This window comes from Streptococcus parasanguinis CC87K, from assembly GCF_000507765.1.
GTDB classification, from domain to species: domain Bacteria; phylum Bacillota; class Bacilli; order Lactobacillales; family Streptococcaceae; genus Streptococcus; species Streptococcus parasanguinis_J.
Map to the genome: position 1 here is coordinate 94,123 of NZ_KI669402.1, position 26,534 is coordinate 120,656.

General features: G+C 33.7%; 22 protein-coding genes and 3 pseudogenes. 7 read left to right on the top strand and 18 right to left on the bottom strand.

Translation table 11 applies throughout. The features are described from left to right. Positions 1-193: 193 nt before the first annotated feature. From HMPREF1195_RS06990 to HMPREF1195_RS07025, 9 genes and pseudogenes are all read right to left on the bottom strand, one after another. Positions 194-1,066: a helix-turn-helix domain-containing protein gene (locus HMPREF1195_RS06990; protein ID WP_023919388.1), complete on the bottom strand. Its 873-nt coding sequence runs from the start codon at positions 1,064-1,066 to the stop codon at positions 194-196. A gap of 92 nt (positions 1,067-1,158) precedes the next feature. Continuing rightward, positions 1,159-1,310 (bottom strand): annotated as a pseudogene (locus HMPREF1195_RS10515) (IS630 family transposase); the annotation flags it as partial. Between the two features lie 176 nt (positions 1,311-1,486). Continuing rightward, on the bottom strand, positions 1,487-3,028 hold the full coding sequence (gggC, locus tag HMPREF1195_RS07000; RefSeq protein WP_023919391.1) for a streptosactin export ABC transporter GggC: 1,542 nt from the start codon (positions 3,026-3,028) through the stop codon (positions 1,487-1,489). Next, a complete protein-coding gene (gene gggB / locus HMPREF1195_RS07005) occupies positions 3,021-4,220 on the bottom strand; it encodes a streptosactin maturase GggB (RefSeq protein ID WP_023919393.1) in 1,200 nt (399 codons plus the stop codon). The genes gggC and gggB overlap by 8 nt, the downstream gene beginning before the upstream one ends. 57 nt (positions 4,221-4,277) lie before the next feature. Continuing rightward, a complete protein-coding gene (gene gggA / locus HMPREF1195_RS11455) occupies positions 4,278-4,385 on the bottom strand; it encodes a streptosactin (RefSeq protein WP_023919395.1) in 108 nt (35 codons plus the stop codon). A 78-nt stretch (positions 4,386-4,463) separates the two neighbouring features. Further along, positions 4,464-5,324 carry an Rgg/GadR/MutR family transcriptional regulator gene (locus HMPREF1195_RS07010; protein WP_023919397.1) on the bottom strand — a complete coding sequence of 287 codons (861 nt, stop codon included), beginning with the start codon at positions 5,322-5,324 and terminating at the stop codon, positions 4,464-4,466. 469 nt (positions 5,325-5,793) lie between these two features. Then, a pseudogene (locus HMPREF1195_RS07015) lies at positions 5,794-6,730 on the bottom strand (IS30 family transposase). A gap of 207 nt (positions 6,731-6,937) precedes the next feature. Beyond that, complete coding sequence (locus HMPREF1195_RS07020) at positions 6,938-7,309, bottom strand: hypothetical protein (protein WP_003004846.1); 372 nt, start codon at positions 7,307-7,309, stop codon at positions 6,938-6,940. Positions 7,310-7,450: 141 nt separating this feature from the next. After that, positions 7,451-11,281: an SEC10/PgrA surface exclusion domain-containing protein gene (locus HMPREF1195_RS07025; RefSeq protein ID WP_023919401.1), complete on the bottom strand. Its 3,831-nt coding sequence runs from the start codon at positions 11,279-11,281 to the stop codon at positions 7,451-7,453. A 160-nt stretch (positions 11,282-11,441) separates the two neighbouring features. Between HMPREF1195_RS07025 and HMPREF1195_RS07030 the strand changes: the two genes are divergently transcribed. Beyond that, positions 11,442-11,768, top strand: a complete 327-nt coding sequence (locus tag HMPREF1195_RS07030) for a helix-turn-helix domain-containing protein (protein ID WP_003010093.1) — start codon at positions 11,442-11,444, stop codon at positions 11,766-11,768. A gap of 68 nt (positions 11,769-11,836) precedes the next feature. Here the strand turns inward: HMPREF1195_RS07030 and HMPREF1195_RS07035 are convergent, their stop codons facing one another. Together HMPREF1195_RS07035 and HMPREF1195_RS11235 are read right to left on the bottom strand one after the other, a co-directional pair. After that, a complete protein-coding gene (locus HMPREF1195_RS07035; RefSeq protein ID WP_023919403.1) occupies positions 11,837-12,250 on the bottom strand; it encodes a hypothetical protein in 414 nt (137 codons plus the stop codon). 36 nt (positions 12,251-12,286) lie between these two features. Beyond that, entirely contained in the window at positions 12,287-12,451 is a 165-nt protein-coding gene (locus HMPREF1195_RS11235) for a hypothetical protein (protein WP_023919405.1), read from the bottom strand. 574 nt (positions 12,452-13,025) lie between these two features. Here HMPREF1195_RS11235 and HMPREF1195_RS07040 point away from each other — a divergent pair. The 4 genes from HMPREF1195_RS07040 (at position 13,026) to HMPREF1195_RS07055 (ending at position 17,269) form a co-directional block, all read left to right on the top strand. Continuing rightward, positions 13,026-13,991: a phage integrase N-terminal SAM-like domain-containing protein gene (locus HMPREF1195_RS07040; RefSeq protein WP_023919407.1), complete on the top strand. Its 966-nt coding sequence runs from the start codon at positions 13,026-13,028 to the stop codon at positions 13,989-13,991. 150 nt (positions 13,992-14,141) lie between these two features. After that, positions 14,142-15,488, top strand: a complete 1,347-nt coding sequence (locus tag HMPREF1195_RS07045) for a hypothetical protein (RefSeq protein ID WP_003010082.1) — start codon at positions 14,142-14,144, stop codon at positions 15,486-15,488. 233 nt (positions 15,489-15,721) lie between these two features. Further along, positions 15,722-15,982 carry a helix-turn-helix transcriptional regulator gene (locus tag HMPREF1195_RS07050; protein ID WP_003013637.1) on the top strand — a complete coding sequence of 87 codons (261 nt, stop codon included), beginning with the start codon at positions 15,722-15,724 and terminating at the stop codon, positions 15,980-15,982. A 69-nt stretch (positions 15,983-16,051) separates the two neighbouring features. Then, on the top strand, positions 16,052-17,269 hold the full coding sequence (locus tag HMPREF1195_RS07055; RefSeq protein ID WP_023919409.1) for a site-specific integrase: 1,218 nt from the start codon (positions 16,052-16,054) through the stop codon (positions 17,267-17,269). Here the strand turns inward: HMPREF1195_RS07055 and HMPREF1195_RS11115 are convergent. The 6 genes and pseudogenes from HMPREF1195_RS11115 to HMPREF1195_RS07080 all read right to left on the bottom strand — a co-directional run. After that, positions 17,259-17,397 (bottom strand): annotated as a pseudogene (locus HMPREF1195_RS11115) (IS30 family transposase); the annotation flags it as partial. The gene HMPREF1195_RS07055 and the pseudogene HMPREF1195_RS11115 sit on opposite strands and share 11 nt — an antisense overlap. A gap of 69 nt (positions 17,398-17,466) precedes the next feature. Beyond that, positions 17,467-18,597, bottom strand: a complete 1,131-nt coding sequence (locus HMPREF1195_RS07060) for a hypothetical protein (RefSeq protein ID WP_023919411.1) — start codon at positions 18,595-18,597, stop codon at positions 17,467-17,469. Positions 18,598-18,633: 36 nt separating this feature from the next. Continuing rightward, positions 18,634-19,524 (bottom strand): C39 family peptidase, encoded by an 891-nt coding sequence (locus tag HMPREF1195_RS07065; RefSeq protein ID WP_023919413.1) that lies wholly within the window; start codon positions 19,522-19,524, stop codon positions 18,634-18,636. Between the two features lie 14 nt (positions 19,525-19,538). Continuing rightward, a complete protein-coding gene (locus HMPREF1195_RS07070) occupies positions 19,539-20,672 on the bottom strand; it encodes a hypothetical protein (RefSeq protein WP_023919415.1) in 1,134 nt (377 codons plus the stop codon). A gap of 25 nt (positions 20,673-20,697) precedes the next feature. Further along, positions 20,698-21,402: a C39 family peptidase gene (locus tag HMPREF1195_RS07075; RefSeq protein WP_023919417.1), complete on the bottom strand. Its 705-nt coding sequence runs from the start codon at positions 21,400-21,402 to the stop codon at positions 20,698-20,700. A gap of 573 nt (positions 21,403-21,975) precedes the next feature. Further along, positions 21,976-22,824, bottom strand: coding sequence for a helix-turn-helix domain-containing protein (locus tag HMPREF1195_RS07080; protein ID WP_023919419.1), 849 nt, complete (start codon positions 22,822-22,824; stop codon positions 21,976-21,978). Positions 22,825-23,278: 454 nt separating this feature from the next. On the opposite strand from HMPREF1195_RS07080, the gene HMPREF1195_RS07085 reads away from it, so the two are divergent. Both HMPREF1195_RS07085 and HMPREF1195_RS07090 read left to right on the top strand, forming a co-directional pair. Continuing rightward, on the top strand, positions 23,279-23,977 hold the full coding sequence (locus HMPREF1195_RS07085; RefSeq protein ID WP_023919421.1) for a hypothetical protein: 699 nt from the start codon (positions 23,279-23,281) through the stop codon (positions 23,975-23,977). Positions 23,978-24,023: 46 nt separating this feature from the next. Further along, positions 24,024-25,802, top strand: a complete 1,779-nt coding sequence (locus HMPREF1195_RS07090) for an ABC transporter ATP-binding protein (protein ID WP_023919423.1) — start codon at positions 24,024-24,026, stop codon at positions 25,800-25,802. A gap of 103 nt (positions 25,803-25,905) precedes the next feature. On the opposite strand, the gene HMPREF1195_RS07095 is transcribed toward HMPREF1195_RS07090, so the two are convergent. Beyond that, positions 25,906-26,517 carry an SdpI family protein gene (locus tag HMPREF1195_RS07095; RefSeq protein WP_037599669.1) on the bottom strand — a complete coding sequence of 204 codons (612 nt, stop codon included), beginning with the start codon at positions 26,515-26,517 and terminating at the stop codon, positions 25,906-25,908. Positions 26,518-26,534 lie beyond the last annotated feature (17 nt).

A 26,534-nucleotide genomic window follows, 5' to 3' on the forward strand; every position in this document is an offset into this window, starting at 1 on the left:
CCCTTTCATATTCCTTGATTGTATTCTATCACGCAGAAAATTATTTGTCAATTGTATTTATAAAGATTTTTTTATTTTATTTTTTTATTATGAATATGTTTATTTTAACCGTAGAAATAACTCGTTTCATAAGAGATGTTATAATAAATGCATATAAAAAACAACACAGTAAAGACTGAGTTGTCTATAACAATTATGCTGGGAATGTTTCATTGATAAAACGCTCAAGGTCTAAAGCCATCTTATCATTTCCCTCTAGCAGGTATGCACGCTGCGCTGTTACAAAGTACTGTTTAACGGCATCTTTATGGGCAAAACCTTCACTAACATTCCCAAGTAAACAGTAAAGATTAGCTAAACAGTAGAAACTATTATTTTTGAGACAAATACCAATCGTTTCAAAAGTCTCACTTATCGCTCTCTCTGTTTGCTGGTTTAACCATAGATACCGACAAAAGTTATACCGACATTTAATCAGAATTTCAAGTTCATCAATTGTCCGAACCTTAACACTCTTAAAAAGATTGGTCATGCGATTATAGACTTCTTCAAATTTTGAGAGTTCATCCGTCTGAAAGTAAAAGTGTAATAAACTATTTGAGATATTCAAATATTCCCAATCATATTCGCTATATTTTGACAAAATAGCTTCTAATTTTTTGATCGCTTCATTCTGTTTAAGGTCATGGTTAAACAACACAATAGCCTCTATCCACTGAAGGTATAACTGATCGGAGAGAGGGAGTTTTACTGTCTTCGCAGCTTCTAACTCATAGATATATTTTAGTGAATCATAATCTCGTAAGTCTAAGAATTTCTTAGATACAGCACGAAATTGAGTCAAAAACTCCGATTCGACATGGATATCCTCGTCAAAAAAGTAGTCCATTGATACATTTAGCTTTTTTGCAAGGGCATATATTAAGTCTGAGCCAGGACTATAGTCTGCATCTCGCTCAATTTTACTGATTTGGGCCTGTTCACAGATACCAGCAGCCAATTCAACCTGAGACAAATTCAGTTCTTTTCTCCGACTACGCATTCGGCTCGCCAATAGTTTCCCCATATGGCCACCTCTATTCTATGTAATATTTATCTTTATATCACAAATTATAACATTATGACTTTTATTTTTCAATTATTCATACTCACCTAAAATCAAAAACTAATCCAACTTCTATGAACAATAGTACTGTCCAATGCAAGCTCCTAATCACTTCTTGCAACTTATCAATGACTTCATTGAGAGTTTTAAACATCTTGTTCTTGAACCCTCGCTTCCGAATCTCTGCCCAGACTTGCTCAAGAGGTAAATTCTTATCCCCAAATTCATGGAATTTCATATTTCAACTCCTTACTGTAGGACTTTCACTAGCTACATCCCTAGTTTGATGTTATTGTACTGATATTTTTAGACAGAGTTTTTATTATCCAACCTACAAAAAAGAGAGAACTTGCCACTCCTTTCTGAAACCTATACCTCCACCTATTTCTCCAGTTTTATCACCTTATCATAGCGCTTCAAGTCCTCTTCACTATAGTGATGAATCACTTCTACGAGTGTTTGAGGGAGCGAGAAGAGAAGTTGACTGATTTTCTCTTGATTTTTAAGGTCCAGATTGGCTTTGACTTCATCAGCTAGGATAAATTGGCGATTGTGATAGAGAGCACGTGCAATTTCTAACCGCTGCTTCTCACCGCCCGACAGAGTCTGGTTACTAGGGGTTTTGCTTTGAAGAGCTTTCAAACCAGTTTGTCGCAGGATTTCATCCATCTTTACGGAATCCAGTTCTTGTCCCAAAGCAATATTTTCCTCTAGGCTCAAACCATCAAAGATATGACTAGACTGGAGAATGTAGGCTCCTGCCTGATAAAGTTCATCCGAGGTTAGCTCTTGCCCATGGTAGCGAATCCGACCATGACTGGGCTTAATTTCACCATAAATTAGGTTCAGTAAGGTGGTTTTCCCAGACCCACTTTCTCCGATAATAGCAATCTTTTCGCCTTCCTCAATAGTTAGGTCACAAGGGGCTAGAATTTCTTGACCATCACGCACTACACTTACTTGCTTTAACTGGATAGGAAAGACAGAACCTTCGAGAACAGAAGGCATTTCAAAGCCCACTCCCAGCAATTTTTGATATTTATCACAGAGAGACTTAGCTGATTTTCTAGTATTGATAAAATAAGACAACTCCTGAAATTGATAGCCAATATTATACGATACTAGGTAAATCCCTACAAAGCTGGCTGCAGATAGGTAGTTATAATAGGTCATGAAACCACCAATGACAATAGGCGCGACCGAGCAAAAAGCATCAATTCCATTGATAAAGAGACTATTTATTGTCCGTTGCTTCTCATAGGCGATTTCTTCCTTTAGAGTCTTATGCAAATCTTTAGAAAACAATTTGAAAAACAAACTTTGCCCCCGATAATACCGTATGGAACGAGCACCTGCGATCATATTGGTTGCTTGAGAGACATAGACTTGGTTCGCTAGGGACTTCTCCTTCGTAATTTCATCCAAACGTTTAGAGCCAATTCCACTACAAAGAGTAGGTATCGAATAAAAAACGATAAAGAGCAAGCCAAGATAAAAATTAGTCCAAAGAGCATAACAGATAGAGACGGTTGTAAATCCCAAAGAAGAAATGATAATAACAGTCGACTCAATATAATTATCTTCTAGCTGTTTTACATCATTTTCCAAGTCTGACAAAACTTCCTCATCCGCAATCCGACGACTATATAAGAAAGTCTGAAAGATATCCTTCTTAATACCCAACTTGAAGTCTGTCAGTACTCGTGCATAGTAATAACGTTTCCCCGCCAAACCCAGCAAGAGAATCAAATTTCCAATAATCCCCCAAACCAAGACTTGCCATAGCAAATGCAACTGGTGATTGGTAAAACTAGAGACAATATACTGAATCAAAGCTGGTGTAATGATAGCCTCCAGCCAAGTAATCATAATCGCTACAAAATAGAAGAATAAGTGCTTCTTGGTTACATAAGATCTAAGCATAACGTATAAACCTCCTGAAATTATTTACCAACTTAGATAGTCGCTCTTTATCTCTAGAAAGGTATATAATTTGTTGTATGCAGTATTCCATAAGTTCTGGCTTGTGGCATTCTATGAATTCTCCATTCTCGTTAATGACAGTGGAATAACCATCAATTACATTGGCAACACATTCTATACACATACCTCTACACCAGCAATCTTTACACTTAGAAAAATTATCCTTATTATTAAATGTTTCAACATTTGGACTATTATGACTCCCCCAGAATCTAAAGCACAACTTCTTACTTCCATCTACGTCAAAAGTAATTGTATTGGAAGGATCAATATCATCGCAGAAAGTATGGTTTGTACTCTTGTAAATCATAGATATTAAAACATCGTATAAGATTGGGCTAATAAATGCTTTCTCATTACAATCAATTACATTCTGAATAGATGTATCTATAAAAGTTTTTCTTTCCGATAAACTTTTTTCCATTTCTTTAACAATAAGTACTTTATTTTTACTGAAGACATCATTAACATTAAAATGAACATCCATCTCAGTAAAATATTTGAAAATAGCTTCTCTACTAATACCATTTTTTTGATGAATACGAGTATACGTTGATGCAATTTCGAAATTATCATAATCAATACTTTTTAAATACTTAATGAATCTCAGAGTCTTTCTGTGACTTCCTTTTCCCCTTAACCTATCATGAACAACCTCTGGTCCATCTAAACTAATTGTTAAAAATGGATGAAATTTATTTAACATATGCTTTACTCGATGATTCAAAACAGTACCATTAGTAACAGTCTCAACTTTTAATATATTTAAAAATTTAGATAATTTCTCAATAAAATATACAAACAACTCAATATTTAAAAAAGGCTCTCCTCCAAAAAGTATTAATCGATTAATTTGTTTTATTCCCTTACTTACAATTTCCTGAATTATCTTATCAGCAGTATCAAAATCCATTACTCGATTGTCCATGCCATAGTTTCCACCATCAGCATAACAGTACGAACACGATAGATTACAGCTATTTGAAATATTTATTACAACTTTCTTCAAGATTCCATCATCAAGATTATCCAAAGTATTAGACGTATTTTTATATTCAGGTGAAGAAGACAAAGTAAAAGAAATGGAATCAAAATAATATGTACCAAAATCAGTATCAATTTTTTTAATCATAGCAATCCTCATTAATGAAAACAGAGATGGGGAAATTTTTCCCCACCTCGGAAGAAACTATCGACCGCCACCACAAGAATGACTTGGTCCACAGTTATTATTAACAACATAACCTTGATCAAACTCTAAAAGATCTTCAAGGTTAATAACTTGTAGTTCTTCCATTATTTTCACCTCCTATGTTTTATATAGATATCATATTACCATTTTAGGAGCGCTATAAAAAATTCCCTTATACACAATTTATTCTAAATCGTTCAACACTTGTTCTAAATGATGTTCAAACGTACATGCTAACTGTTGACTATTTACTAATTTCATTGTTGCGATACATTTTCTCATCTCAATTAAAGCATATTGATTATGAGTTTTCTTTAAATCGTACAAATTTTTCGCATAATGAAACACTAGTTTTTCATAAATTTCAGTTTCTGAGAAGTTACAAAATTTTAGTTGTTTTTCAAAATAAAGAGCATCTATTAGCTCGTTTCGTTCAATACATGTTATATAGGCATTTAACAACATGGTCGATAGTAAACGACGATTATTTGGAATATCTCTATAAAATTCAGAGCGATGGCACATTTCTTTTGATAAAACCATCATAGTTTCATGATTTAAAACATCTAATGTATTCATAAACAACAACAATTCATAACACCCCCAGTATTCTACAGAAAATAAGTACTCACTGATAAAACTAATATCTTGATCTGTCACATAGATCTTTCCTGATAAGTCCTGTAAACGAATCTTAACCAAAATCGTATTTAGCTCATAAAAAGGGCCTTTCTTCTTTTTATTTTCCAACAAACTAATCAGTAAATTTTCCATACCAACGATATCTCGCTTTGCTACTAATAAACGAATTTTCTCTAACAATTCATTAAAGTCATCTCTATGAAAATCGCGCGCTGCGTATATAAATTCTTCAATTGGCATATTAATTGCTTCAAGTGCTAAAATGAATTTTGTAATAGTTAAGTCAGCTTCTTCATGCTCAAACCTTGACAGGTGAGAACTTGATACTCCACATTTAGAAACATCTTTTAGTGACAGTCCTCTTGATTCTCTAAATTTTTTAAAAATTTTTCCGTATTTCATTTAAAGTACCTCTTAAATTGTGTATAAGGGAATTTATTACAATATCTTGAATAACATTATATCATAGGAGAAAAAGAAAAGAGGTTGCTATTATGAATAAAAAATTATTTTTTTACTTATCTTTAGTAATACTTGGAGGAATCATAGTTATAGGAGTTGGATAATTTCACTCTCTTATAAAAAGAGGCTGGGACAAAAGTCCTAGCCTCTCAATTGTCTTTGGATTGTCAGCAATACGTAGTGGTTGAGTGGGCTCTACTACGCTGATTTCATCAGCTTTTACAGCCCTACTCAACTGTGCGGAGGTGGGACGATGAAATCGAATTCTAACGAATTACCGATTTCTGTCCCACTCTCTTTTTATAGTGTTTGACGTGCAAATAAATTAACCTAACGAAAACTATCTTTTTAAAATCAATTATTTTAAGGGTCTTTTTTATATGATAAATTGCAAGAATAAGTGCAACATTTACTTGAACTCATCCTCTAGAGCTTCACAAGCAGTTCTGTAAGCTAAACATTTTCGTGGTCGGTGATTGATATCAAATAAAGCCTTGTTCAAATCCTCATCAGAGATAACGGCTAAATCTGTTTTCTTTGGGAAATATTCTCTTAGTAAGCCATTTGCGTTTTCATTGCTTCCTCTCTGCCAGGAAGAATAGGCGTCCGCAAAGAAAAAGGGAATTCCTAAGTTCTCCACCAGAGGATAGCAGGCAAACTCTTTTCCCCCTGTCTGAAGTGAAGGTTTTAAGAGCCTCTTTTGGAAATAGCCTACAAAGTTGTTCGATAGCTGAAAACATGGCTTGGGCTGTTCTATCTGGTATCTTGAAAGCTAAGTAAAAACGAGTTTTTCGCTCTAGAAAGGTCGCTAAACAGCCCTTACTTTTGCCTCTGGAAGACACCACAGTATCGAGCTCCCAGTGGCCAAAAGTCTCACGATTCCTGACCTCTTTAGGACGTTTGGCAATCGACGTGCCAATCCTAAATGCCCCACGTGTTTCTTTGGGCTGTCGACTTTTTCCCTTTCGGCGCAGGACGCTTAAATCCAGATCAATCAAACCAGCATAGAGCCAGTTATAGATGGTTTTAAAAGCTACCATTGGCTTTTGTTCAAGCTGATAGCGACCACAAATCTGTTCAGGTGACCAAGAGGCTTTTAACCCCTTCTCAATTTCCTTTTTCAACTTTGGTGTCAAACAAGACTTCCGACCCTTTTGCTTAGCCCTGTGGTCGTACTGTTCCTGTGCTAAGACGGCGTAGTAACCATTTTGGCATCGTCTTAACTCTCTTGAAATGGTAGACTTATGAAAGTCAAGTTTACTTGCAATTTGGCAAGATTTTAAACCTAAATCCAAGTAAGTTTCTATCTTTATTCGGTCGGTTATGGTAAGATGGGAGTAGCTCATAGTTTTTCCTCGGGTTCTGTTTGTGCGGTTACTTACAGTTTACACCAATGAAACGCTATGAGTTTTTTTGTTGCACTATATTTTACAATTTATCATTTGATAAAATCTCAATAAAAAAGACTTAGAATCATGTTAACAATAACATTAATTCCAAATCCTTTTATTATTTATCTTCTAACTATATTTAAGATAGATACTTAAATTATATTACTGTTTTTCAAAAGTTCCGTCTGCTACACGAAAATCACTGTTAACAGTTTCAATTGAATTAAATTGAATCTTTAAATATTTTACTTCTTTTTCATCTTTTCCAGGTAATTCAGCTTTAGCACTCGCTGCACTAGAAACCTTTAATTTGACATATTTTCCAGCGATTTTCCAAGTTCCATCTCTAGATTCGTCTTTATTATTTGTTACTTCTAGTGTTTTATCGCTATTGAAAACGATAGTTGAATCGTGTTTACTATCATACCAAGTACCAATAATTTGCTTCTCTGGTCCTGAATTTTGATTCAAGAAAAAGAATACCCCACCGGCAACCGCAAGTACTAAAACAACTAAAGCAATAATTTTTTTCATTATTTTTCCTCCTATAAATATCTAAAGATATTAATTATTTTTTTCATATACCTAGTTTCACTAAAATCATTAGTAAAAAATCAAATTTTGAATGATAAACTTTTATTCATTACTACAATAAGAAATACTTACCAGCTTTTATTAATCACGCTGTTTCCGTGATACTGAAATACCAAAACTACAAAGAACAATTCCCATTGCAAACACTAACCAATTCTCAATTGAACCTGTATTAGGCAAGGCTCTATTTGCAGCATATTTAGCTTGATTTCCAGCATAGCTATATACTTGTTCGTTAGAAGTATTTTCTGATATACTCTTTTCTAACGCAGGATTAAGAGAAATCATCTTGTGATCTACTTTATCGTTAAAGACTTCGCTTTGTCTTGTACGAGTATTTAAATAGGCTTCCCTAACAGCTTCATATTGGGCAGTTGCATCCAATTGATCTTGTAGAAGTGTTTTAAGTTTAGCTTCCTCTCTTGCTACATTCTCAAGTGCTAAACGGTGCTCTTCAACTGCATTGTCATATGCTCCTTTTGCTTTCATCAAATATGCATCTGCATTTTCAAGATGATCCAAAAGTGTTTCTAAAGCAACTAAGTTAGTCTTTAATTTAGAAATTTCATTCTTAATTTGACTTTCTTTAGCTTTTAACTCTTCAACTTTATTCTGACGGTTTCTGAGTTCTGCTTCATCCGTAGCTTTTTTAGCTTTAAGATCTGAAAGAACTTTAAGTTCTTTATCCAATTCTGCACGCGCATCTGCTAAAACTTTTTGTTTTGTTTGAATATCTGCATTAAGATTATCAACTGCTGTTTGTGCTTTGACATAACGAGTTTTGGCAGCAATCAATTTTTGAGAAGCTTCATCTAAATTCTTTTGTGCAAGAGGTGTCTTATCTGAGATTGAATTTAATCTTGCAATCGTTTGACGTGTAGTTGTTAAGGCTGCCAAATGTTTTTCATGAATTTTAGTTACTTCATCTAAATTTTTTCTTGCAGTCTTATCTGCTATTTTTGCTTTTTCAAGCTCCTCTTTTGCAGTTTCTAATGCTTTTTGCTTAACTTTAAGGTCTGCATTTAAGTTATCCAAAGCAGTTTGAGCTTTGGTATATCTTGTTTCAGCTTCTTCTTTTAGTTGTTTCGCAGTGTCGTATTTCTTTTGTGCACTTGGAGTTTGATCAGGAACTGACATTAATTCTTCTACAAGTTTTTGAGTTTGTTTCAGATTTTGATTCGCATTTTGATTTTCTAGTTTTGTTTTTTCAAGATCAGATTTAGCTTTTACTTCTGCTTTTGTAGCTTGGTCTAAATTATCTTTTGCACTTGCTAAAGATTGACGCTTGCTTTGAATATCAGCATTTAATTGATCAAGTGCACTTTGAGCCTTATTAAATTGGGTTTGTGCTTCATTATAGTTTTGTGTAGCGTTCTCCAATTTAATAGTAGCGGCAGGTGTTTGGTCAGGAGTAGCTTCCAGAGCATCTAATTTTGCTGTCGTTTCTTTGAGAGCTTTTGTACTTGAATCATTTTCTGATTTAGCTTTTTCCAAACGTTTCTGTGCAGAATCATTTGCTGTATTTGCTGCAGTCTGCTTAGCTTTAGCAGCTGTTAATTCATCTTCCATTTTTGAAGTATCAAATGGAGTAGCTAGAGGTTTGGCAATTCCTTTATCATAGTAATCATCAACATTTACAAAATGATATTCTCCAGTTTGTTCATCTTTAACGTATTCAAGATGAGCATCTTGACCTTTAAATTTAATAAAGTGCATGCGCCCAACGCCATTGGCGGTAAAGCTATTTGCGGCCCCGACAGCACAAGTTTTTGTAGGGGCTTTTTCACCAATCATGAGTTTCATGTGACCGAAGTAAGCATGAACATCGTTTGTAATAAAGCTAATCACTGCATCATACACTTCACGATATAATTGAGACATTGTAGCTTTACGAGTTTCTTTAGCTTCTGAATAGTACCCTCCATATCCGAGCAAAGTGTTGTTGAAGCTCATATTTTCTCCAGCCCATGCAATTGACTCAAGGCCGTCTTTCGCCAGAGCTGAATCACTGTGTCCTGAGCCATATGGTTTATTTTCATCAGCGTAAGCTTTTGCAATATTTTTAATCCCTTGAACAGATTCTTTAGTAACTATAAAATCATGGTTTCCCCAGACTTGGTCTTGCAGATTGTTTGCGAGAAGCACATAATATTGACTCAAAGCTTCAATCTGTTTATCTGTAAGATTATCCAAATCGACTTCAGAGTCATCGATAGGCAAAACAATATCCTTATTTGGCCAACCTTTGATAACAATATTTTGGTGTTCAGGAGAATATTCCGTTTCTGGAGTACCAAAATCATACTTACTACCTGTGAACCATTTTTGAATAAGATCGTTTAAGGCATTTTTATTTGCATCTGAGTCATCGGCAAGATAAGCCTTGTAGGCATCAATGACATCCTGAGGCAATTGAGGAATAGTAAGATTTTTAATTGCTGCAATTTGTTTATTGAGCGTTTCAACCGCTTGACCAGCCTTCTCTTTATTCTCTTTTGCTTCCTGAGCTGCTGATGTAGCACTCGCTAGCTCATTTGAAGTTTCATTTACTTTTGCCTCTTCTTGGTTTTTCTTGGTAGTTAAAGCAGAAATTTCCGAAGCTTTCTTAGCATCATTTTCTTTAGCTGTTTTGAGCTCTTCTTCTGCACTAATCTTACTATTTTGTTTATTTGCTAAATCATTTGCTTTGCTATCACGATTTGCGATTGTTTGGGCAAGTTGTGATTCAGAAGCATCAAGATTACTTTGCGCTGAAACCTTATTTTCTTGAGCTTTCTTTAGATTCTCTTGTGCTTGTTTTTGTTTTTCCTCAGCAGATGACAAATTTGCTGCCGTTTCTTGGCTTTTCTTTATTTGATCTGCTTCAACTGATTTTGCATTTTTTAATGCAGTAGCTTTTTTATCATCCGCTTCTTTGGCACGATCGAGTTCTTGTTTAGCTGTATTTTCAGTTGCTGTTGTAGCATCTAAATTTTTCTTAGCAGCATCACGTTCTGCTAAAATTTCTTCAACGCCAGTACCGTCTAAAACTTTCTGAGCAGTTTCTTTCTCTTTTTGAGCCTTCACTAATGCATTTGCTGCTTCTTCTGCAACCTTTTTAGCATCTGCTAATTGTTTTGCAGAAACTTGACTGGCACTAAGTTGCGTTTTTTCATCAGCAGAAGCTTTACTGAGTTCTTCAGCTTTATTTTTGTCTTCGCTAATAGCATTTTCCAAAGCCTTTTTCGCTGCTTCTTCTGCTGATTCTTTTTCCGATACATCACTTTTTGCTTTGTCTCTTTCGGCAATGATTTCTGATGCTCCAGTACCATCAAGATTTTTTTGTGCAGTTGCTACTGCTTCCTCAGCTGTCGAAACTTTCTTTTCTTGCTCTGAAATTTTATCTTGATCTTTTTTAATAACTTCTGATTGCTGATTACGTTCTTTCTCAGCTTCTAGAACTTTATCAGATGCATCTTTTAGTGATGTTTCCTTTTTCTCAATATCAGCTTTTACTTCTGATATTTCATTCTTCGTTTTTTCAATTTTTTCAGGCGTAGCTAATTCTTTATTCGCCTCAGCATTCTTTAAGTCAACATTTGCATCGGAAACTTTTGATGCAGCGGTTGCTTCCGAAGCCTTAGCGTTTTCTAATGCACTTTCTTGATTTGAAACCGATTGATCCGTTTCTTCCTTGATCGTTCTTGCTTCTTCTACAACTTCAGAAGTTGGCGTTTTCGTTACAGTTGCAATTCCATTATGGACAAATACCCCGTCTACTTGTTTTATATTTGTAGACGAAGGAGACGTCGATTCAACACTTAATGTTGACTCATTTGGCTGAGTTGCAGTTACTTCATCCGCTTGTACAACAGAAAATCCCGCAGCTATTGATACAGCGGATACAGTTGCTTTGATCGTTTTCTTTTTCATAATTCCCACCTTTATGATTAAGTATTGAGCAATTTATCACTATCTAATTATAAACACCCGAATTATACTACATTTTATCAACTTTGTAAAGTTGTATCCAACCTTTTAAGAACTAGAATCTAACCTTCTAAGACTGTAAAATAGTCTTACGAGGTTACAAATGTCAAAATTACAAAAGTATATAAGCAAAAGAATACGGATTCTGCGGACCCAGTCAGGAATGACTCAGGAACAATTAGAAGAAAAAGCAGATCTTGGCACCAATTACGCGTATAAGTTAGAAAATTTAGAGCCCAATATAAAAATTAGTACGCTTGAGAAAATTATAGAAGCGTTAAATGTTGATCTACAAACCTTTTTTGATTTAACACTTAAAGAAGAAAGTACTGATTTAGCACAGCTTATTGACACTATCAAATCTTTACCAGAGTACAAACAAAATAAAGTCATTTCAGCTATTAATACAATTATTAACGAGACAAAATAAAAAAGTGGAAAAGGATAAGTAAAAAAACGATTCCTTTCCCACTTTTTTTGTGCCTAAAAATATAGCTATTAGCTATTAGAATATGCGATTCTTGGGTAACCAAACGTCATATCGAGGTTATCTACCTCGTAATTCTTGATCAATTCCCAGAAATCTGCAACTGATAACGCTGCAACTGATTCATGCCAATTGAATTTAAAAAACAAATCTAAGAGAAATTTAATTACTTGATGGGTTTTCGCTGTTTGTTCTACAGTATCAAATGTAATCAAAATTTTCTCACACAACGGATCAATTAATTCAATTTCAATACTATCATTTACAAAATTGAATGATACTTCTTGATCATTCAAGATTGAAATATACTGATCCTCATCAAATGTTGAATAAAACATTCTAATATTAATTTCTTCATTGTGATTAATTAACTCTGTAAGATATTGTTGAGTTAAATTAATCACATGGTTTTTATACGTTTTCATTTTGTTTTCCTCCGATTATTATTAAAAAAAGATTTTTCATTCGTGAATTTTCACGGTGGCCTTACTCTCTTTAATATTATTAAACGATTGTTCTTGAGCATCTGCTACCCCCTTTTTTAAGGAACAAAAAAAAGACAGTTCACCACTGCCTTTTTTCTTCACTATTATTATGCCATTTTTTTGTAAAAATAAAAACAACATTTCCGTTCCTAAAATAACGATGTTTTTCTTCTATCTTTTTTTTTATCAAAATATGGCATACTATTATTGTAAATTAAATTGAGCAAGTAGAGCCATTAGTCATATGATGAGAAAGTTTGTTACTGGGCACGGTAAACGTACTTATCTCTCATATGCTAGTCATTGCAAAGGAAAAAACTAAGAAAAAAAGAAAGAAAATCTAAATGGTTATTCTCTACTGAATAACATGAAGTAAAGAATAACCATTTAGTAGATAAAAAAGTAAAGAAAAACGTGTTTAAGGTAAAATAAAAAAGGTAAAAATAAAAGTAAATACTAAAAAAATAACTAGTTTAGTAAGCAAAAGAATAATGTAAAAAAAAGTAAAATAGAAAAGTTTTATAAGCTCGAACAAGCAATGACATCTTTATGATCCTTCCAAACATAGATCACGGTGAGTACTGAAAATCTATCGCAAACATTAAACTTCAAGAGTTAGCCTCGATGGGAAGTATCAAAAGCATACCCAGCTTTTAAAAAAAGGGTGGGAGGCAGTTTAACAATAATATGTAATTATTTTAGAAAGGAATGTATAATGCCAAGAAAAAGGAATTCTCTCAAGCACGATTTATTTATTGCAGCTTCAAAAAATATCACAAACAATCGAACGAGGACAAGCTATAAAAGAGCAATTACTCGATTCACAAAGTGGGCTAAAGAACACAATATTAAGAAAATTTCAGATATTACAGAAGAAGTGATTCAATTATATCAACTAGATCTAAACGATGATCCAAAACAATACTCTGTTGCTACCATCCATACTTATTTAGCACCTATTTGCAAAGCAGTTGATATCAACATGAATAGAATTAGAAAAGACAAGCGTTCCAGTGACAAAATTATCCGAGGTCGTGTAAAATCAAAAAACTCACAAGGTAAGCATCAAGAAACAGACTCTCGCTTCTCTCGGCTGGTTAATTTTCAGCGGGCAGTTGGGATTCGTAGATCCGAATTAAAAAAATTAAAAGGAAAAGATATTCGAAAAGATAATAATGGAAATTACTATGTTTTAGTTCAGCGTGGAAAGGGAGGAAAATTTCAACCTCAACTTATTCTTCCTCAAGATGTTCCAGTCGTCCTCGACACCTTTAAAAATAAACAAGAGGATGATTATATCTTTACAGATGTAGAAATGAATAATCTAATCAATCTACATGGGATGAGAGCCCAACATGCAAGAGAGTGTTATTACTTCTACTTGAAGAAACTCCAAGATAATCCTAATTTCAAGGTGAATTTAAAAAATTTTTTAATAGAACGTTGGGAGGTTGGCCACCAAAATTTAAGGGATAATTCATTAAAGAAATTTGAGAAACAAAAGAAAAACTTCATTAATGAACTAAGAGATGAACCTTATAAAATTCGTGGATCAAACTATAAAAAAGCCTTAAATTCAGCACTGCCTACAAAATATAATCGTTTAGCCTTGATGGCTGTCTCGGTCTTCCATCTTTCCCACTGGCGTCTATCCGTCACAGTGACTAACTATATTCTTTAAAGTATCTCATTTTCGACTAAAAAATGAAAAATGAAGAAAAAAAACGGAAAAAAACAATTTTGGAACGTTTTTGCGGCATACTATTATTATCCAATATTATCCAAATTTATTAGTGATATTTTATGAAAAAAAGAAAGGAAATTTAAAAATATGATTCACAATAAAAGTTCATCCATACAAAAACTAGAAAAAGAAGCAAAAATGTTGGAAAATGAGAAAGAAATTAAAAAGTGTTTTTCAAAAAAATCTAACTTTTGGGGAATCGACAAATGTGAATTATCTCTCATTGATTTCAACATTGACATTCTCAACTTTACTACTATTAATAGTAAAAAAGATACAAAAGTATTCTACAACTCTAACCACAAACTTCTTCAAATAGAAATTAAATCTGAAAAATTTGGTAAACTTACTATTTCTTTTGATGAATCGGGATATAAGAAAGAATATGCTAGGATAGAATTAATTAATCCGACATTAAATTTCGGAACAGTCGGTATTCACGGAATAAAGCAAAGGTTAGCAAATGCAATCCTATTGATTAAAAATGAATATGGAATTAGTATTACGTACAAAGATGCTATCTTCAAATTAATCGAACTAGCATTTACTGTTTCATTTGAGAAGAAGCCACATTTACAGGTAAGACGATTTTTAATAGAATGTCTATCTTTAGGAAGGAGCCCGAATTTTATTCAGCATAAGAATAAAAAAAATAATAGTGAGTACTCAATTCTCACTTGCAAAAGTAGAAAAGACGCATCATATGTACTTTACAACAAAATTGAAAAAGCTAAGGTTAATCGTCAGATCAGAAGAAAAAATTCTAGTTTAGAGAACGTCGATGTTCAAAGATTTGAATTAACACTAAAAAATCAAAAGATCAAACAGGAATTGGGTCTAAATACAATCAATGATCTAACAGATCAAAAAATAATAGAATATTTAGAGAATCACTTAATGTTGGCTTCTTTGCAATATATCAAAGCTATTAAAAGTTCAATAAAAGAATGTGAAAAAAAACTGCACGACACTTTTTCAAACTATAGTTCTCAAAGATATATTCCTCAATTTATTCTCGAGTTAGAAAATTATAGTAGTGAGGAATTAAAACCACTGATGATCGATGAAGAAATTATAACTTTCATGAATCCAACTTTTATTAAAAATAAAGCTAGAACAAAAAGAACGTTATTAAAAACATTTCAAAAAGAAAACTGTCAATCACCCCCAATGGTTTCGTGGCAAGTTCTAGATATTATTAATTTAATGTTTATAAGCTTAGAAGACGCTCGTAATACTGGTCTAGGTTTTCATACCAATTCTACGTCAGTTATTTTCCATAAAATAAGATTTAAGAACTTTTCTAAGAAAGAAAAACTTAAAACTTTTGAAAAAACAATTAAAAAAATGAAAAGAAATATTGAATATCAAGTTGATTGTAAACTTAAAGAGAGATTTTCAAAGAAAAAATTTATCGCTATTTTAGATAATTAAAATAGAGTAGATAATCCCAAAAACGCCTGCATTTCAGCAAGCATTTAAAAATATGTACACAAAGGTGGTGTACATAAGGAGGAAAAAAATGAATCAGCGGAAAATAAAAAGGTTATCAATTCTAGCGTCCAAACCAACATTGATAACCCCAAAAATCAACAAAAATAGCACAACTATTTCTGTTGTTGCTATTATCTCACAATATTAAAGATTACTCAAGAAAGGTGAGCAATATGCAAGTTATCCTACCCGATGAACAAATTCATCAAATTAAACGGTTGATAGGCAATCTAATTGAACAAGAAATTAAAAACAAATTGCACAATAGTCATTTTGACAGCCCTTTTTTAAATAAGAAACAAACCTGTGACTATCTAGGAATTTCAAACAATACACTGGATTCTTGGATAAAAAAGGGATTACCCGTTATTCGAGTTGGAAAAACCGTTCGATTTGATAAAACAGAAATCAATCGCTGGTTACAAAATCAGTAGCATTATAACCGTGGTTTGATATAATTAAGCCACGGTATTTTTCTAGCTCATTTCAAAAAGGAGAATACTATGTCAATTTCAAAAACTAAAAATGGAACTTATCGCTTACGTATCTACATTCCTGAAGAAGTCAAATCTTCTCTTGGAATTGATAAAAAAGTGATAGAAAAACGATTCAAACAAAGGAGCGATGCTAAAAAATACGAACTCGAATTACAAAATAAGATTGATAGAATCCTAAATGGTGAATCAGCTTTGTTAGAAAACAACGGTTCAATGCTATTTTCAGAATTCTACCAAAACATTTGGTGGGAATCTTACAAGGCAGGCCAAACAACCTCAACTACAAAACCACCATCACAAGCAACAATTGACGGAACAGAAATTGTTTTTAGAAAACATATCTTACCTATGCTTGGAAATTATCCTATTGATTTTCTTAATCAAAATAAGCAAGTTGTACTAAATCTATTGACTCAAAAGGCTGAAGAATATGCAAATTTCAAAGTTATCAGGAGCTACGTTAACTCTATCTTTGACTGGGCAGAAGAATTAGAGTATATCGAAACTAATCGCCTATCAAAAACTATAAGCCGTATCAAAGCCACTAAGAAAATCAAGTTACAGGAATCTAAAAAAGATGAAGATTTATATCTATCTCAAGAAGAACTTCAAGCATGGTTTACAGCTTTTGAAAAGGATTTGGAGACTGAAAAAATTCTATTCAAAGACTATGTTTTGTTCTATACTACCTTCTTTTTAGGAGATAGAAAGTCAGAGAGCTACGCTTTGCAATGGAAACATATTGATTTCAAAAATCAACAAATTCAATTGCTTCAAGCCTTAGATCGATATAAAAATCGAAAGTCAACTAAAGGGAATAAAAAGACGATTTTTTCGATTCCACAAGAACTTACCGACTTGTTAAATTCTTGGAAGAAGCAACAAAAATCTGAACTGGCTTCATTTAACATCATGCAAACTCCTGAACAGTATGTTTTTACGTATATTGATACAAAGGGAAATGTAAACAGTTGTCTCCATGCTGATTATCTTAACAACAAGATGAAATCTGTTAAGCGTCGTCATCCAGAACTCGCACATGCAACCCCTCATAAATTACGACATACAGGAGCTACACTCGCTAAACAGGCTGGAACCTCTATGGAAGCTATTTCTGAAGCACTCACTCATAGTGATACGATTACAACTAAGACTTATGTCAACACTTCAAACGTAATCCCAATGGCTGTTGGAGAAATTGCCTTTCGTAATCTTAAAAAGTAATGGTGTGAATTTGTCTTGGTCTTTCATTGGTAGCATTTGTATAGTCCTCTAAAAGATTATGATTTAGTTCTTTTAACAAACTCCTCTTTTGGAATGAACTCTCTTAGTAGTCCATTGAAGTTCTCATTTTAATTTTCATAACAAAACACCCCCAAAAGATAGATTATAACATCTATCTTTTGGGGTGCTGTTTATTATTAATTTGACCCTAAGTCTTTTTCTACGATTCTTAATCCGATTGGAAAATCATCTTTTCCCAATTTTAATTTCTGTTTCTCAATCAACTTAGCATCCTTGAGACTATATTGTAATAAATGTTGATCAGTAGCTAGATACAACATATTTTCATTTGAAATTGTAAAAGAATTTATTTCCTCTGGTGTTTCACCTGAATTGTCATCCAACACAATCGCTTTTATAGTTTCATTTTGTAAATCAAGAACAGATAAAATATTCTTTCCTTCTACCTCGTGCTTGACGACAAGGTAATGATTATCTGGACTTGGATAAAGCATATTAGGATAAGAATTGGGTAAGGTAAATAATTTCCTTTCTCCAGTGTGCAAATCGATTGACAACAATTGGTTTCCTGCCACCTTCTCAAAAGTATCTGTATCACGAATTGCAGAGATACTTACGAATGCCCTATCTTTGATAATTGCCAAGCCTTCTAACATTTCAACCTTTTTACCATCTGAAGTTAATCGAATTCTATCTTTTTCTTTCCAATGCTCTTTTTCATTTAGTACTATTAAATCTGAATCCAGCACGCCTTCTGGACGATTTCGTTTTGGATCTTGATAAGCAATCTCAGCATATACGTTAGAATTATTTGCAACAATCTGACTCGAAATTGCTGTCATTTGGTTAAATTTTTTCTGAAAAACTTGCTTTCCATTAAGAGAAAAGACTGTTAATATTCCTGAGTTTGCATCTGTTTGAGCAGTATAAAAGTAATTAGAAGAGATACCTGATCCCATCATTGCATAATTCTTAGTATGATTTTTCCTTATCTCGCCTTTGGAAAAATCAATTGAAATGATATTTTGATGATCTATTGGTGCAAAATCATCACCTTCAGTTATGATCATCTTATCACCACTGTTTAAACACGAAAACCAGAGATTAACATACGTTGCTACATCAATTTTTTCTACTCGATGTAACTCGAGCTTATTCTCTTTCTTAGTATATGATTGAATACTTTTTGAGGTGACCAAGTAAAGATTCGATTCTGGATCAACTTGAAACATTGGTATTTGGACCTTAGAACAAGAAAGCAAAAGGAAGAATAGAAATAAAATCCCAAAAAGATAAGAGCGTTTCATATATCATTCCTACTATCTTTTTCTTGACTCACTTTCTCACCAAGCATAATTTTTCTCACCGCATGTAACCATGGCTGCTAATAACTCTTCTGGTGTCAGTTTCTTCAAGCCTCCGTAGGTTGGATCCTGTACATGTGTATCGGGGTCTAGATAATAGATTGCTGAGATGTCCTTGCCATCTGCTGTCAGTTCATAGCCTACTCCAATCACATTATGTTCCCCACTTTTTCCAGGATAGATTTGTGCTACATTGAAGGTGTAATAGAGAGGATAGCCATCATCAATATCTTTGCGCACGCGTTCTTTAAAGATTCGGATATCTTCAGAATCTGGACGAGCGTCCGTTACAGTAGCTAGTCGATAACCAGCTTGATTTCCACTTGGTTCTGGATAGCCAAATAGATTCTGATTCAATACGCGAATCGCATCCCGATTATGAGTCCCATAGGGATTATAAGTCCCCATTTCCTTAGCCAATTGATGTTGAGAGACGCTAACCCCTCGACTAGCCAGCATCATATGGACTGTCGCAGGAGCACAGAAATACCATTCTTCTTGAAGTTTTAAAGAAATAGGCAATAGTTTTCGGATTCCTTGATTCTCTTTGGACGATGTTTCTTGTTTGACCGATTGAGAAGGTTGCGTATTCTCTTTCAATGAAGCTTGTTCCTCGCTTGAAGATGGCAATGTTTGCTGAGTTCCAGCTTCTGCACCGCCTTCCTTAATTTTTAATCGCTCTGCTACCTCTGCTGGCATTGGAGGATTAGGTTCTGTACGCTCCTTTGTTTTTACACTAACTGTTGTTGATGAAGAGGGTGTGACCTTACGAGAGCTGGAAGGACTTGTTTTACTTTCTTTTGGTGTCTCTGTGCAGCCAGATAAACCAAGCAAAGTCAGAAGTACAAGGAATAAATGAACTTTTTTCATGATTTTTCTCCTTTCTACCATTCCTGATAGCGCATTACGGAGTATTCATTTCGATAGATTTCACCTTTTGGAATCTCACTATCCTTCTTTTTGAATTGAATCCATAGAATCCCTTTATCCGATAGTAAAATGGGGCCATGATCATATAAATAATGAATCCGATGCTTTAAATCCCACAAATAATATTGAGATTTAACACGCTCCTCACTTCTTCTTTCTCCCATATATGTGAGATAAATATTGCGATATATGGAGGTTTCTGCCTGTGAAGTAGAAAATATCTTTTTATGGTTTTTATTTTCGAAGGTAAACGAAGCATCTTTATTATTTGCAACCAAGTATAGGAGATTGTGCCCATTCGTCATTAAATCGACATAATAGCGTTGATCATCCTTTGTTTGATCTATAACTTTTTTCTGTCTATTACTTAAGGAGTAGGCTACAATTTTTGTAGTTAAAGCCGTGTTATCAATTTGTACATAATACAAGTAATCTTTAAAGACATTCGGAAAACCGCTATTTTCTGATTCAATCGTCTGATGAGACCCTGTTTCAAGGTCAAATTCTTCAATTTGATATAGGCTATCGCCTACTTCATAATTTATAAAGAGTTTCTGGTTGGATCGAGCTACTTGAGTAACTGGAACCGTTCCGATAGGTCTCCTATCGATCAGTGTCGTTAAAGATTTGTCCTTTATCTTCCAAAGATAGTAAATCCCTGTCTGATTGAGTTGATCATACTCTTCAAAAACAACAATATCATGATCAACATAGCTGACAGCCACATGAGTCAGATTAGATGTCTTTTCAACATCTTTTATCTTTTGAAATTCCTTGGTATGTAAATTCATACTGGCAAGATAATTCTGATTATCATGTCCTTGGTCAACAGCCTCGCCATAGGCAATCCCATCATTTGACAGTGCGGTAGGTGTAAAGATTTTCCCATCTGGATAAGGGATAGAAATAGAATTTTTTAATAAATCTTCTGCCTTTCTTTCCTCGAATCCTATTTTCCTAGACACATTGGTACTACCGGAAGGAGATTTCTTTTGTGGTCCTACAAGAGTGCAGGCTGATAAGAGAATGATAATACCGATGATGATAAAACTTAAAAATTTTTGTTTGACAAGATCTTTTTTCTTCATCAGCCTATACCTCCTGACTTATAATCTACCAAGCATATCCACGACCACCCGTAGCATAACTCATATCTTTAATAGAAACACGCTGATTCATACGAAAACCATTATATCTTCCATATCCTGGATCAACATATGTCACAGTATTTCCATAATCAAAGTAATCCGCAACAATACCATAATGATAAAGTGTTGTACCAATATTATGACCTGCTAAGTAGCAATCACCAGGGCTTTCCATGGTATTAACCATGACAGGGTTTCCATAGCTAATAGCATGAGTAATATGATCTTTTATTGTATTTATATCTGAATACTTATGCCAAACCCAGTTGAATTTATATCGACTTCCTTTCATGACGGTATTTAATGCATTTGATACATTATTCCCCGCGTTTGTCCCATTTGCGGTAGTACCCAGTAGTGTCGCCATTTGTTGTTGTGAACGTGGCCGTCCTAAAGACGTCACAATCATAGAGGCTGAAGCAGGTCCACAATAATAGTCATTAATTTGAGTTTGAAATTTTATAGGCAATTCTTTTTGTCGCGGTCTTGGAGCTCGTTCAGAATATTTTGGTGCCTCATTTGGCTGAGTATTTAAATCGACTCCTCCATCAATAATACCTGTATCTGATGCAATAGACTCGGTTTTTGTTGATGCGACTACATTACCTGCTAATAAAATGCAACTTAGTACAGTTGTGAATGTACCTAATATTTTAGAACATTTGAACATTTTTCATTATCCTTTCCAAACTAGATCAAGCTTTTTCTTTTTAAAACCATCATATTTATTATATAGCTCAATGGAATCACTTTTCCTTTCTATAGCATTACTTCATTACCTATTTATCTACAATAAAAAGATAACGAACGATTTTAAAATTGAAATCTATTTTTTTCTTTCTAGAATAATAATACACAAAATAAAAAAGCAAATGTCAAATTGTCTCTTATATACACATTTTATACTTAGATAAATGAACTCAAAATATTTTCCTCAGTATTTAGTGGTTCAAACTATGCTATCAAAGTCTTCTGAACGGAAATCTCTTTATTTGATAATTGAAAATAATTGTATTTCATATTAAAAACACCTCAAATATTAGACGAACTCTAACATTTGAGGTGCAATTCAAAATTATTATTTGTTAAATTAAATGATCATTTTTTCAAATATTGCTTAACTAGCTGATCTAACGGGATAATGTGTAGGTTGCCATCCCTTACCCAATAACCATTGAGCATGGATACAACAATATGTCGATTATATCTTCAAACCGTTTTATGACTAAATCCATTTAGAAACTCATTCCTTGAAAAAACGATTCACATCTGACTGACATGCTTCCAATAGTGTTTGTTCATCCGTTAATTCGAGTAGTTGCAATCCTTCATCGACCAACTTTTTATCAGTTAAACAAATTCCAAGTGTCACTTTAGCATTTCCTAGAAAATCATATCGCTTACTTTTTTTTGCCGTATCTAACAATAGATAACTGATACTGGTACACTTCTCTATCAAACCATTCCACAGAAAAATGCTAGCTAAATTAGAGAGTAATTTATATTTGGTGGGAAGAATCTCTGTATAATCAGAGTAATCATTCAACCTATCTATAACTTCATCACAGATAGAAATCACTGTTTCTAGTGGAAGTGTAAATAAAATAACGACAATTAATTTAAGGTCACTATGATACCAGGCATCCTGATTTTTAATTTCGTTCCATGCTTCCATGGCCATCATTCTTACCTTCTCATCTGGACCAGATTCTCGCAAACAAAGAATGACCTCTACTCTCTTTAGTATATTTGACACAGGAATATCATTAGGATGTTTATTTAAATAAGCTACACTCTTATTCTTCAGTTCCAATAATTTATCATTTGATTGGTAGGCATTGTTCCCTTCTGCTAATAAGATAATTTCTTCTCTATCGGAATGGTGGTAAGAATGACATATATATCGAAATTCTTCGAAATCTAGGCCAACTTGCTTTAGAAGATGCTCCATCAACTCAAAACTAGGCACCACTTGGTTCGATTCAATACGCGACAAGTGCGCTCTTGAAGTGTAATTCTGGCAAACTTCCTCTTGACTAATATGTTTTGATTTCCGTATTTTTTTATAGATCGTACCGTAATCCCAACGCATAACAGCTTCACCTCTAACTATGTGTATATATGTGACATTTTTACATTTCGATATATGTTTAGTATATCATATATATTAAAGAAAGAGGTGAAAAACGTGAAAAAAATCACTATTTATTTATTTTTTGTAGCATCACTCCCACTCTTCAACTTGTTAGATATTTGGAGATGGTGGGGATTCCATTAATTGAAAGGAGATAATTAGAGGCCCGATTTGTTTGTATTAGAACTTTACTATCTAATAAAATAGAAAATATCGCATACAATTTGATACATAGTATCAATAGTTTTTTGCTTAGAATTAAATGAAATAATTTTTAAAGTTTTAAAAATAGAAATGTAATTTTTTATAAAAGCATATTATGTAAGTGAAAAATTAAAACTTAATTGGCTAATTATAAAAAATGTTATATTTTGTTTAAAAAGGTTTACATATTTTGAAAAGGAGCTACACTATGACAAAAATACTTGGTTTATATCATTCGGTGAGAGATATTGGAAAACATGAGTCTTGCTATAAAAAAATTGGTGATTTTTCTGATGGGAGTTTTGCAGTCATTGTTAGATCAATTTCTGGCAAAGGTGCAACTGTCAGCTTTAATGACAAGGAGATTCCGTTAGAGGAAGGGATGATCTTAGGAAAAAATGCGATTTTATCAACGAATTCCTCACTAGTAGAAGTATCTGATTCAGATGAGAATATTTACCGACTTTGGAACGATAGTCAACTTTGCATCGAAATGACTGTTAAAGGATTGACAATTGTTTATTTTGGAAAAGTGCACTATGAACCATCGAATCTTGTAAAAATTGCTGCACATCATAAATATAGAACCAGTTGTTGGACATCTAAATCAACCACAATCACAATCGAAGCACTTGCGCCTGATTTAGATATTTATTATTCTTATGATTCTCCAATTGAAGTTTTTGAGTACGATGAGTGTGGTAAAAGATTTTCACTCTTCACACTTGATGCTTTTCAGTACTGTATTGTTCAATACAAGGACGGAAAAATAAAATCTCGCTATTCCGTGATAGAACAGAATGAAATTTCTGAATCAGATATTCGCAGGTTATATGAAACATATAAAATGCCTTTCAACTGGGGGTATTCTGTAGCCGAGACTAATTCCAAAGAAAAGTTCATTTAAGCTCTATTTTCTTTGAGCTTGTAGTTTTATTAGTGAGGGGGGACAAATGGTTAAAGTTAGCGAATATAAAACTTACCTTGTATTGTATGTTAAAAGTATACTCTATCTGTGGAAAACATCGCCATTCAATATTTTAATTTTGATTATCACGATACCGATCCAGGCATTATTGCCTTCGTTATCATTGTATATTGCGAATATACTCATTAATAGAATGAACAACCTATCACAACAATTATTGTTTTTATTGCTTGGAGTATGGGGTGTTGCTTTTCTTTTAAATAATATATTTACGCCATTAACAACAATGATTCAAGGCAAGTTAACAGATGATCTTACCTATACATTGAACTGTGATATTATGAAAAAGTCTGAGGAAATTCAGACGATTGACTATTTTGAAGACAATAATTTTTATAATGATATTCAATTATTAAGTTCAGAAGCCAGTTGGAGACCTGTGAATTTATTGGTCTTTGGGACTAGTATTATTTCAAATGCAATACTGTTTATTTCAATGCTGGTTATATTTGCATCATTTCATCCAGTCATTGCCTTACTCATGCTACTGGTTTTAGTTCCACAAGGGATGATTTCTTATTCCCTTCAACAGCAAGCTTTTGAAGTCCTTGTTTCCAACAGTGAAGAATCAAGAAAACTGGAATATTATAGTCAGGTTTTACTATCGTCAGAGGCGATCAAAGATGTGAGACTATACAACCTCTACAATTTCTTTATGAAGAAGTATACTCAATCTTTCTCCAGTATAAAAAGAAATATTCAAAAGACAAGGTTAAAAAAATTTAATAGTTCTGTCATTTTTTTGATTTTAACTGCTCTATTGAGTGTAGGAAGTTTTATCTATATCATCTATTCTATCAAAGTAGGACAATTGGGAATTGGAGCCATAATGCTTTTTTCTTCAAGTATTGTGTATGCCATTAATAGTATGTCAAGATTGATTGAAGATTCTAGTTTGCTGTACGACACCTTGCTTTATATGGAAAAATTTTTCAAGTTTATTGCACTGCCATCAGACTCTAAGAGTGCTACAGTTGCCGTGCCATCAAGTATTGAAAAAATAGATTTCGTAGACGTATCATTTAAGTATCCAACTAATGAAAACTATGCCTTAAAACATATCAGCTTCAGCGTCAATAAGGGAGAAAAGATTGCTATTGTTGGAGAAAACGGCGCAGGAAAAACCACATTGATTAAGTTACTTACCCGATTTTACAATATTGAAGAAGGTGAATTATTGATCAATAACATATCGATTAGCAACTTTGACCCAGAGAAATTTAGGGAAAATGTCTCCGCTATTTTTCAGGACTTTTCTAAATTCGATCTTACCCTTAGAGAGAACGTGGGCATTTCGAATATACAGGAGATCAATGCAGATGATCAAATCCTAAAGGCGTTAGAGGACAGTGGGTTTGAAAGTAGTCTATCAGACCTAAATACTATTCTTGGAAAAAAATTCGATCATAGTCGTGACCTTTCAGGAGGTCAATGGCAAAAAGTTGCGCTGGCAAGAGCTTTCTTCTCTCATTCACCTATACTGATTCTAGATGAGCCTACAGCTGCACTCGATGCCCGAACCGAATATGAATTATTTGAGAAATTCTTAAAATTAACGGAAGGAAAAACCGTATTTTTCATTACACATCGATTATCAAGCGTCCGACAAGCAGATAAAATTTTGTTATTAAGAAATGGAAGGATTGAAGGATTTGATAAACATGATGCTTTAATGAAAACCAACAAATACTATGAAGAGCTTTATACCATGCAATCTTCTTTATATTATAAAGAATTGAACTAACTTTGAATTGCTATCGGTATAAGAGCGTATTCTTATGAGAACAAGCAAAAACAACCGGATAAGAAACAGTTCCCAACTAGTTCTTCTCTGGTTGTTTTTTATACTAACGATTTTTCCGACTTAATTGATAAGAATATAGGATCGGAATGAGGACAATGGCGAGGATGACCAGCACCAGTACATAAGACAGCGCGAATTGAAGGCCTGCTTCAAGAAGAAGGATCAAACCTCCGAGGACCCACAACTTCCCTGCAAAGCGATGGGTTTTGTGCCAGTTATCTTCACTCTGCAGGGTCCAAGGTAGGCGGATTCCAACCGTGTGATTCACTTTCAACTTAGGCATGTAATTGCCCATGACCACAAAGATGAGCCCTAGCAACACCGAAACAAAAACTGATGGATTGGTAGTAGATCCTAGCGCCTTGCTATAGATGAGATAGGAGATACTTAAAGAAACGATTGGAGTCAACCAGTGGTTTACTTTGACCATTTTCTCATTCATCATGCGATTCTTAGGATCACGTCCGATCATAAAGATCATAAACAGATGCACCATGAGATCGAAAATAGGAAGACCAAACACAACCAGGGGTTTTGGTTGGAAGTTATCGGCCTGATCAGCAATATTAAAGTGAATCGGGATTTGGTTAGGCAATTGTGACCAAATCATCAACCCCCAAAGTATGAAGTGAAATAGGGGTTCACTACACGTCAATAGATGTGAGAAACCTT

Excerpts from the sequence above, each read along its gene's own strand:
- HMPREF1195_RS06990 (WP_023919388.1), bottom strand. The coding sequence starts at position 1,066 with ATGGGGAAACTATTGGCGAGCCGAATGCGTAGTCGGAGAAAAGAACTG.
- gggC (WP_023919391.1), bottom strand. The coding sequence starts at position 3,028 with ATGCTTAGATCTTATGTAACCAAGAAGCACTTATTCTTCTATTTTGTA.
- gggB (WP_023919393.1), bottom strand. The coding sequence starts at position 4,220 with ATGATTAAAAAAATTGATACTGATTTTGGTACATATTATTTTGATTCC.
- gggA (WP_023919395.1), bottom strand. The coding sequence starts at position 4,385 with ATGGAAGAACTACAAGTTATTAACCTTGAAGATCTTTTAGAGTTTGAT.
- HMPREF1195_RS07010 (WP_023919397.1), bottom strand. The coding sequence starts at position 5,324 with ATGAAATACGGAAAAATTTTTAAAAAATTTAGAGAATCAAGAGGACTG.
- HMPREF1195_RS07020 (WP_003004846.1), bottom strand. The coding sequence starts at position 7,309 with ATGAAAAAAATTATTGCTTTAGTTGTTTTAGTACTTGCGGTTGCCGGT.
- HMPREF1195_RS07025 (WP_023919401.1), bottom strand. The coding sequence starts at position 11,281 with ATGAAAAAGAAAACGATCAAAGCAACTGTATCCGCTGTATCAATAGCT.
- HMPREF1195_RS07030 (WP_003010093.1), top strand. The coding sequence starts at position 11,442 with ATGTCAAAATTACAAAAGTATATAAGCAAAAGAATACGGATTCTGCGG.
- HMPREF1195_RS07035 (WP_023919403.1), bottom strand. The coding sequence starts at position 12,250 with ATGAAAACGTATAAAAACCATGTGATTAATTTAACTCAACAATATCTT.
- HMPREF1195_RS11235 (WP_023919405.1), bottom strand. The coding sequence starts at position 12,451 with ATGTTGTTTTTATTTTTACAAAAAAATGGCATAATAATAGTGAAGAAA.
- HMPREF1195_RS07040 (WP_023919407.1), top strand. The coding sequence starts at position 13,026 with ATGCCAAGAAAAAGGAATTCTCTCAAGCACGATTTATTTATTGCAGCT.
- HMPREF1195_RS07045 (WP_003010082.1), top strand. The coding sequence starts at position 14,142 with ATGATTCACAATAAAAGTTCATCCATACAAAAACTAGAAAAAGAAGCA.
- HMPREF1195_RS07050 (WP_003013637.1), top strand. The coding sequence starts at position 15,722 with ATGCAAGTTATCCTACCCGATGAACAAATTCATCAAATTAAACGGTTG.
- HMPREF1195_RS07055 (WP_023919409.1), top strand. The coding sequence starts at position 16,052 with ATGTCAATTTCAAAAACTAAAAATGGAACTTATCGCTTACGTATCTAC.
- HMPREF1195_RS07060 (WP_023919411.1), bottom strand. The coding sequence starts at position 18,597 with ATGAAACGCTCTTATCTTTTTGGGATTTTATTTCTATTCTTCCTTTTG.
- HMPREF1195_RS07065 (WP_023919413.1), bottom strand. The coding sequence starts at position 19,524 with ATGAAAAAAGTTCATTTATTCCTTGTACTTCTGACTTTGCTTGGTTTA.
- HMPREF1195_RS07070 (WP_023919415.1), bottom strand. The coding sequence starts at position 20,672 with ATGAAGAAAAAAGATCTTGTCAAACAAAAATTTTTAAGTTTTATCATC.
- HMPREF1195_RS07075 (WP_023919417.1), bottom strand. The coding sequence starts at position 21,402 with ATGTTCAAATGTTCTAAAATATTAGGTACATTCACAACTGTACTAAGT.
- HMPREF1195_RS07080 (WP_023919419.1), bottom strand. The coding sequence starts at position 22,824 with ATGCGTTGGGATTACGGTACGATCTATAAAAAAATACGGAAATCAAAA.
- HMPREF1195_RS07085 (WP_023919421.1), top strand. The coding sequence starts at position 23,279 with ATGACAAAAATACTTGGTTTATATCATTCGGTGAGAGATATTGGAAAA.
- HMPREF1195_RS07090 (WP_023919423.1), top strand. The coding sequence starts at position 24,024 with ATGGTTAAAGTTAGCGAATATAAAACTTACCTTGTATTGTATGTTAAA.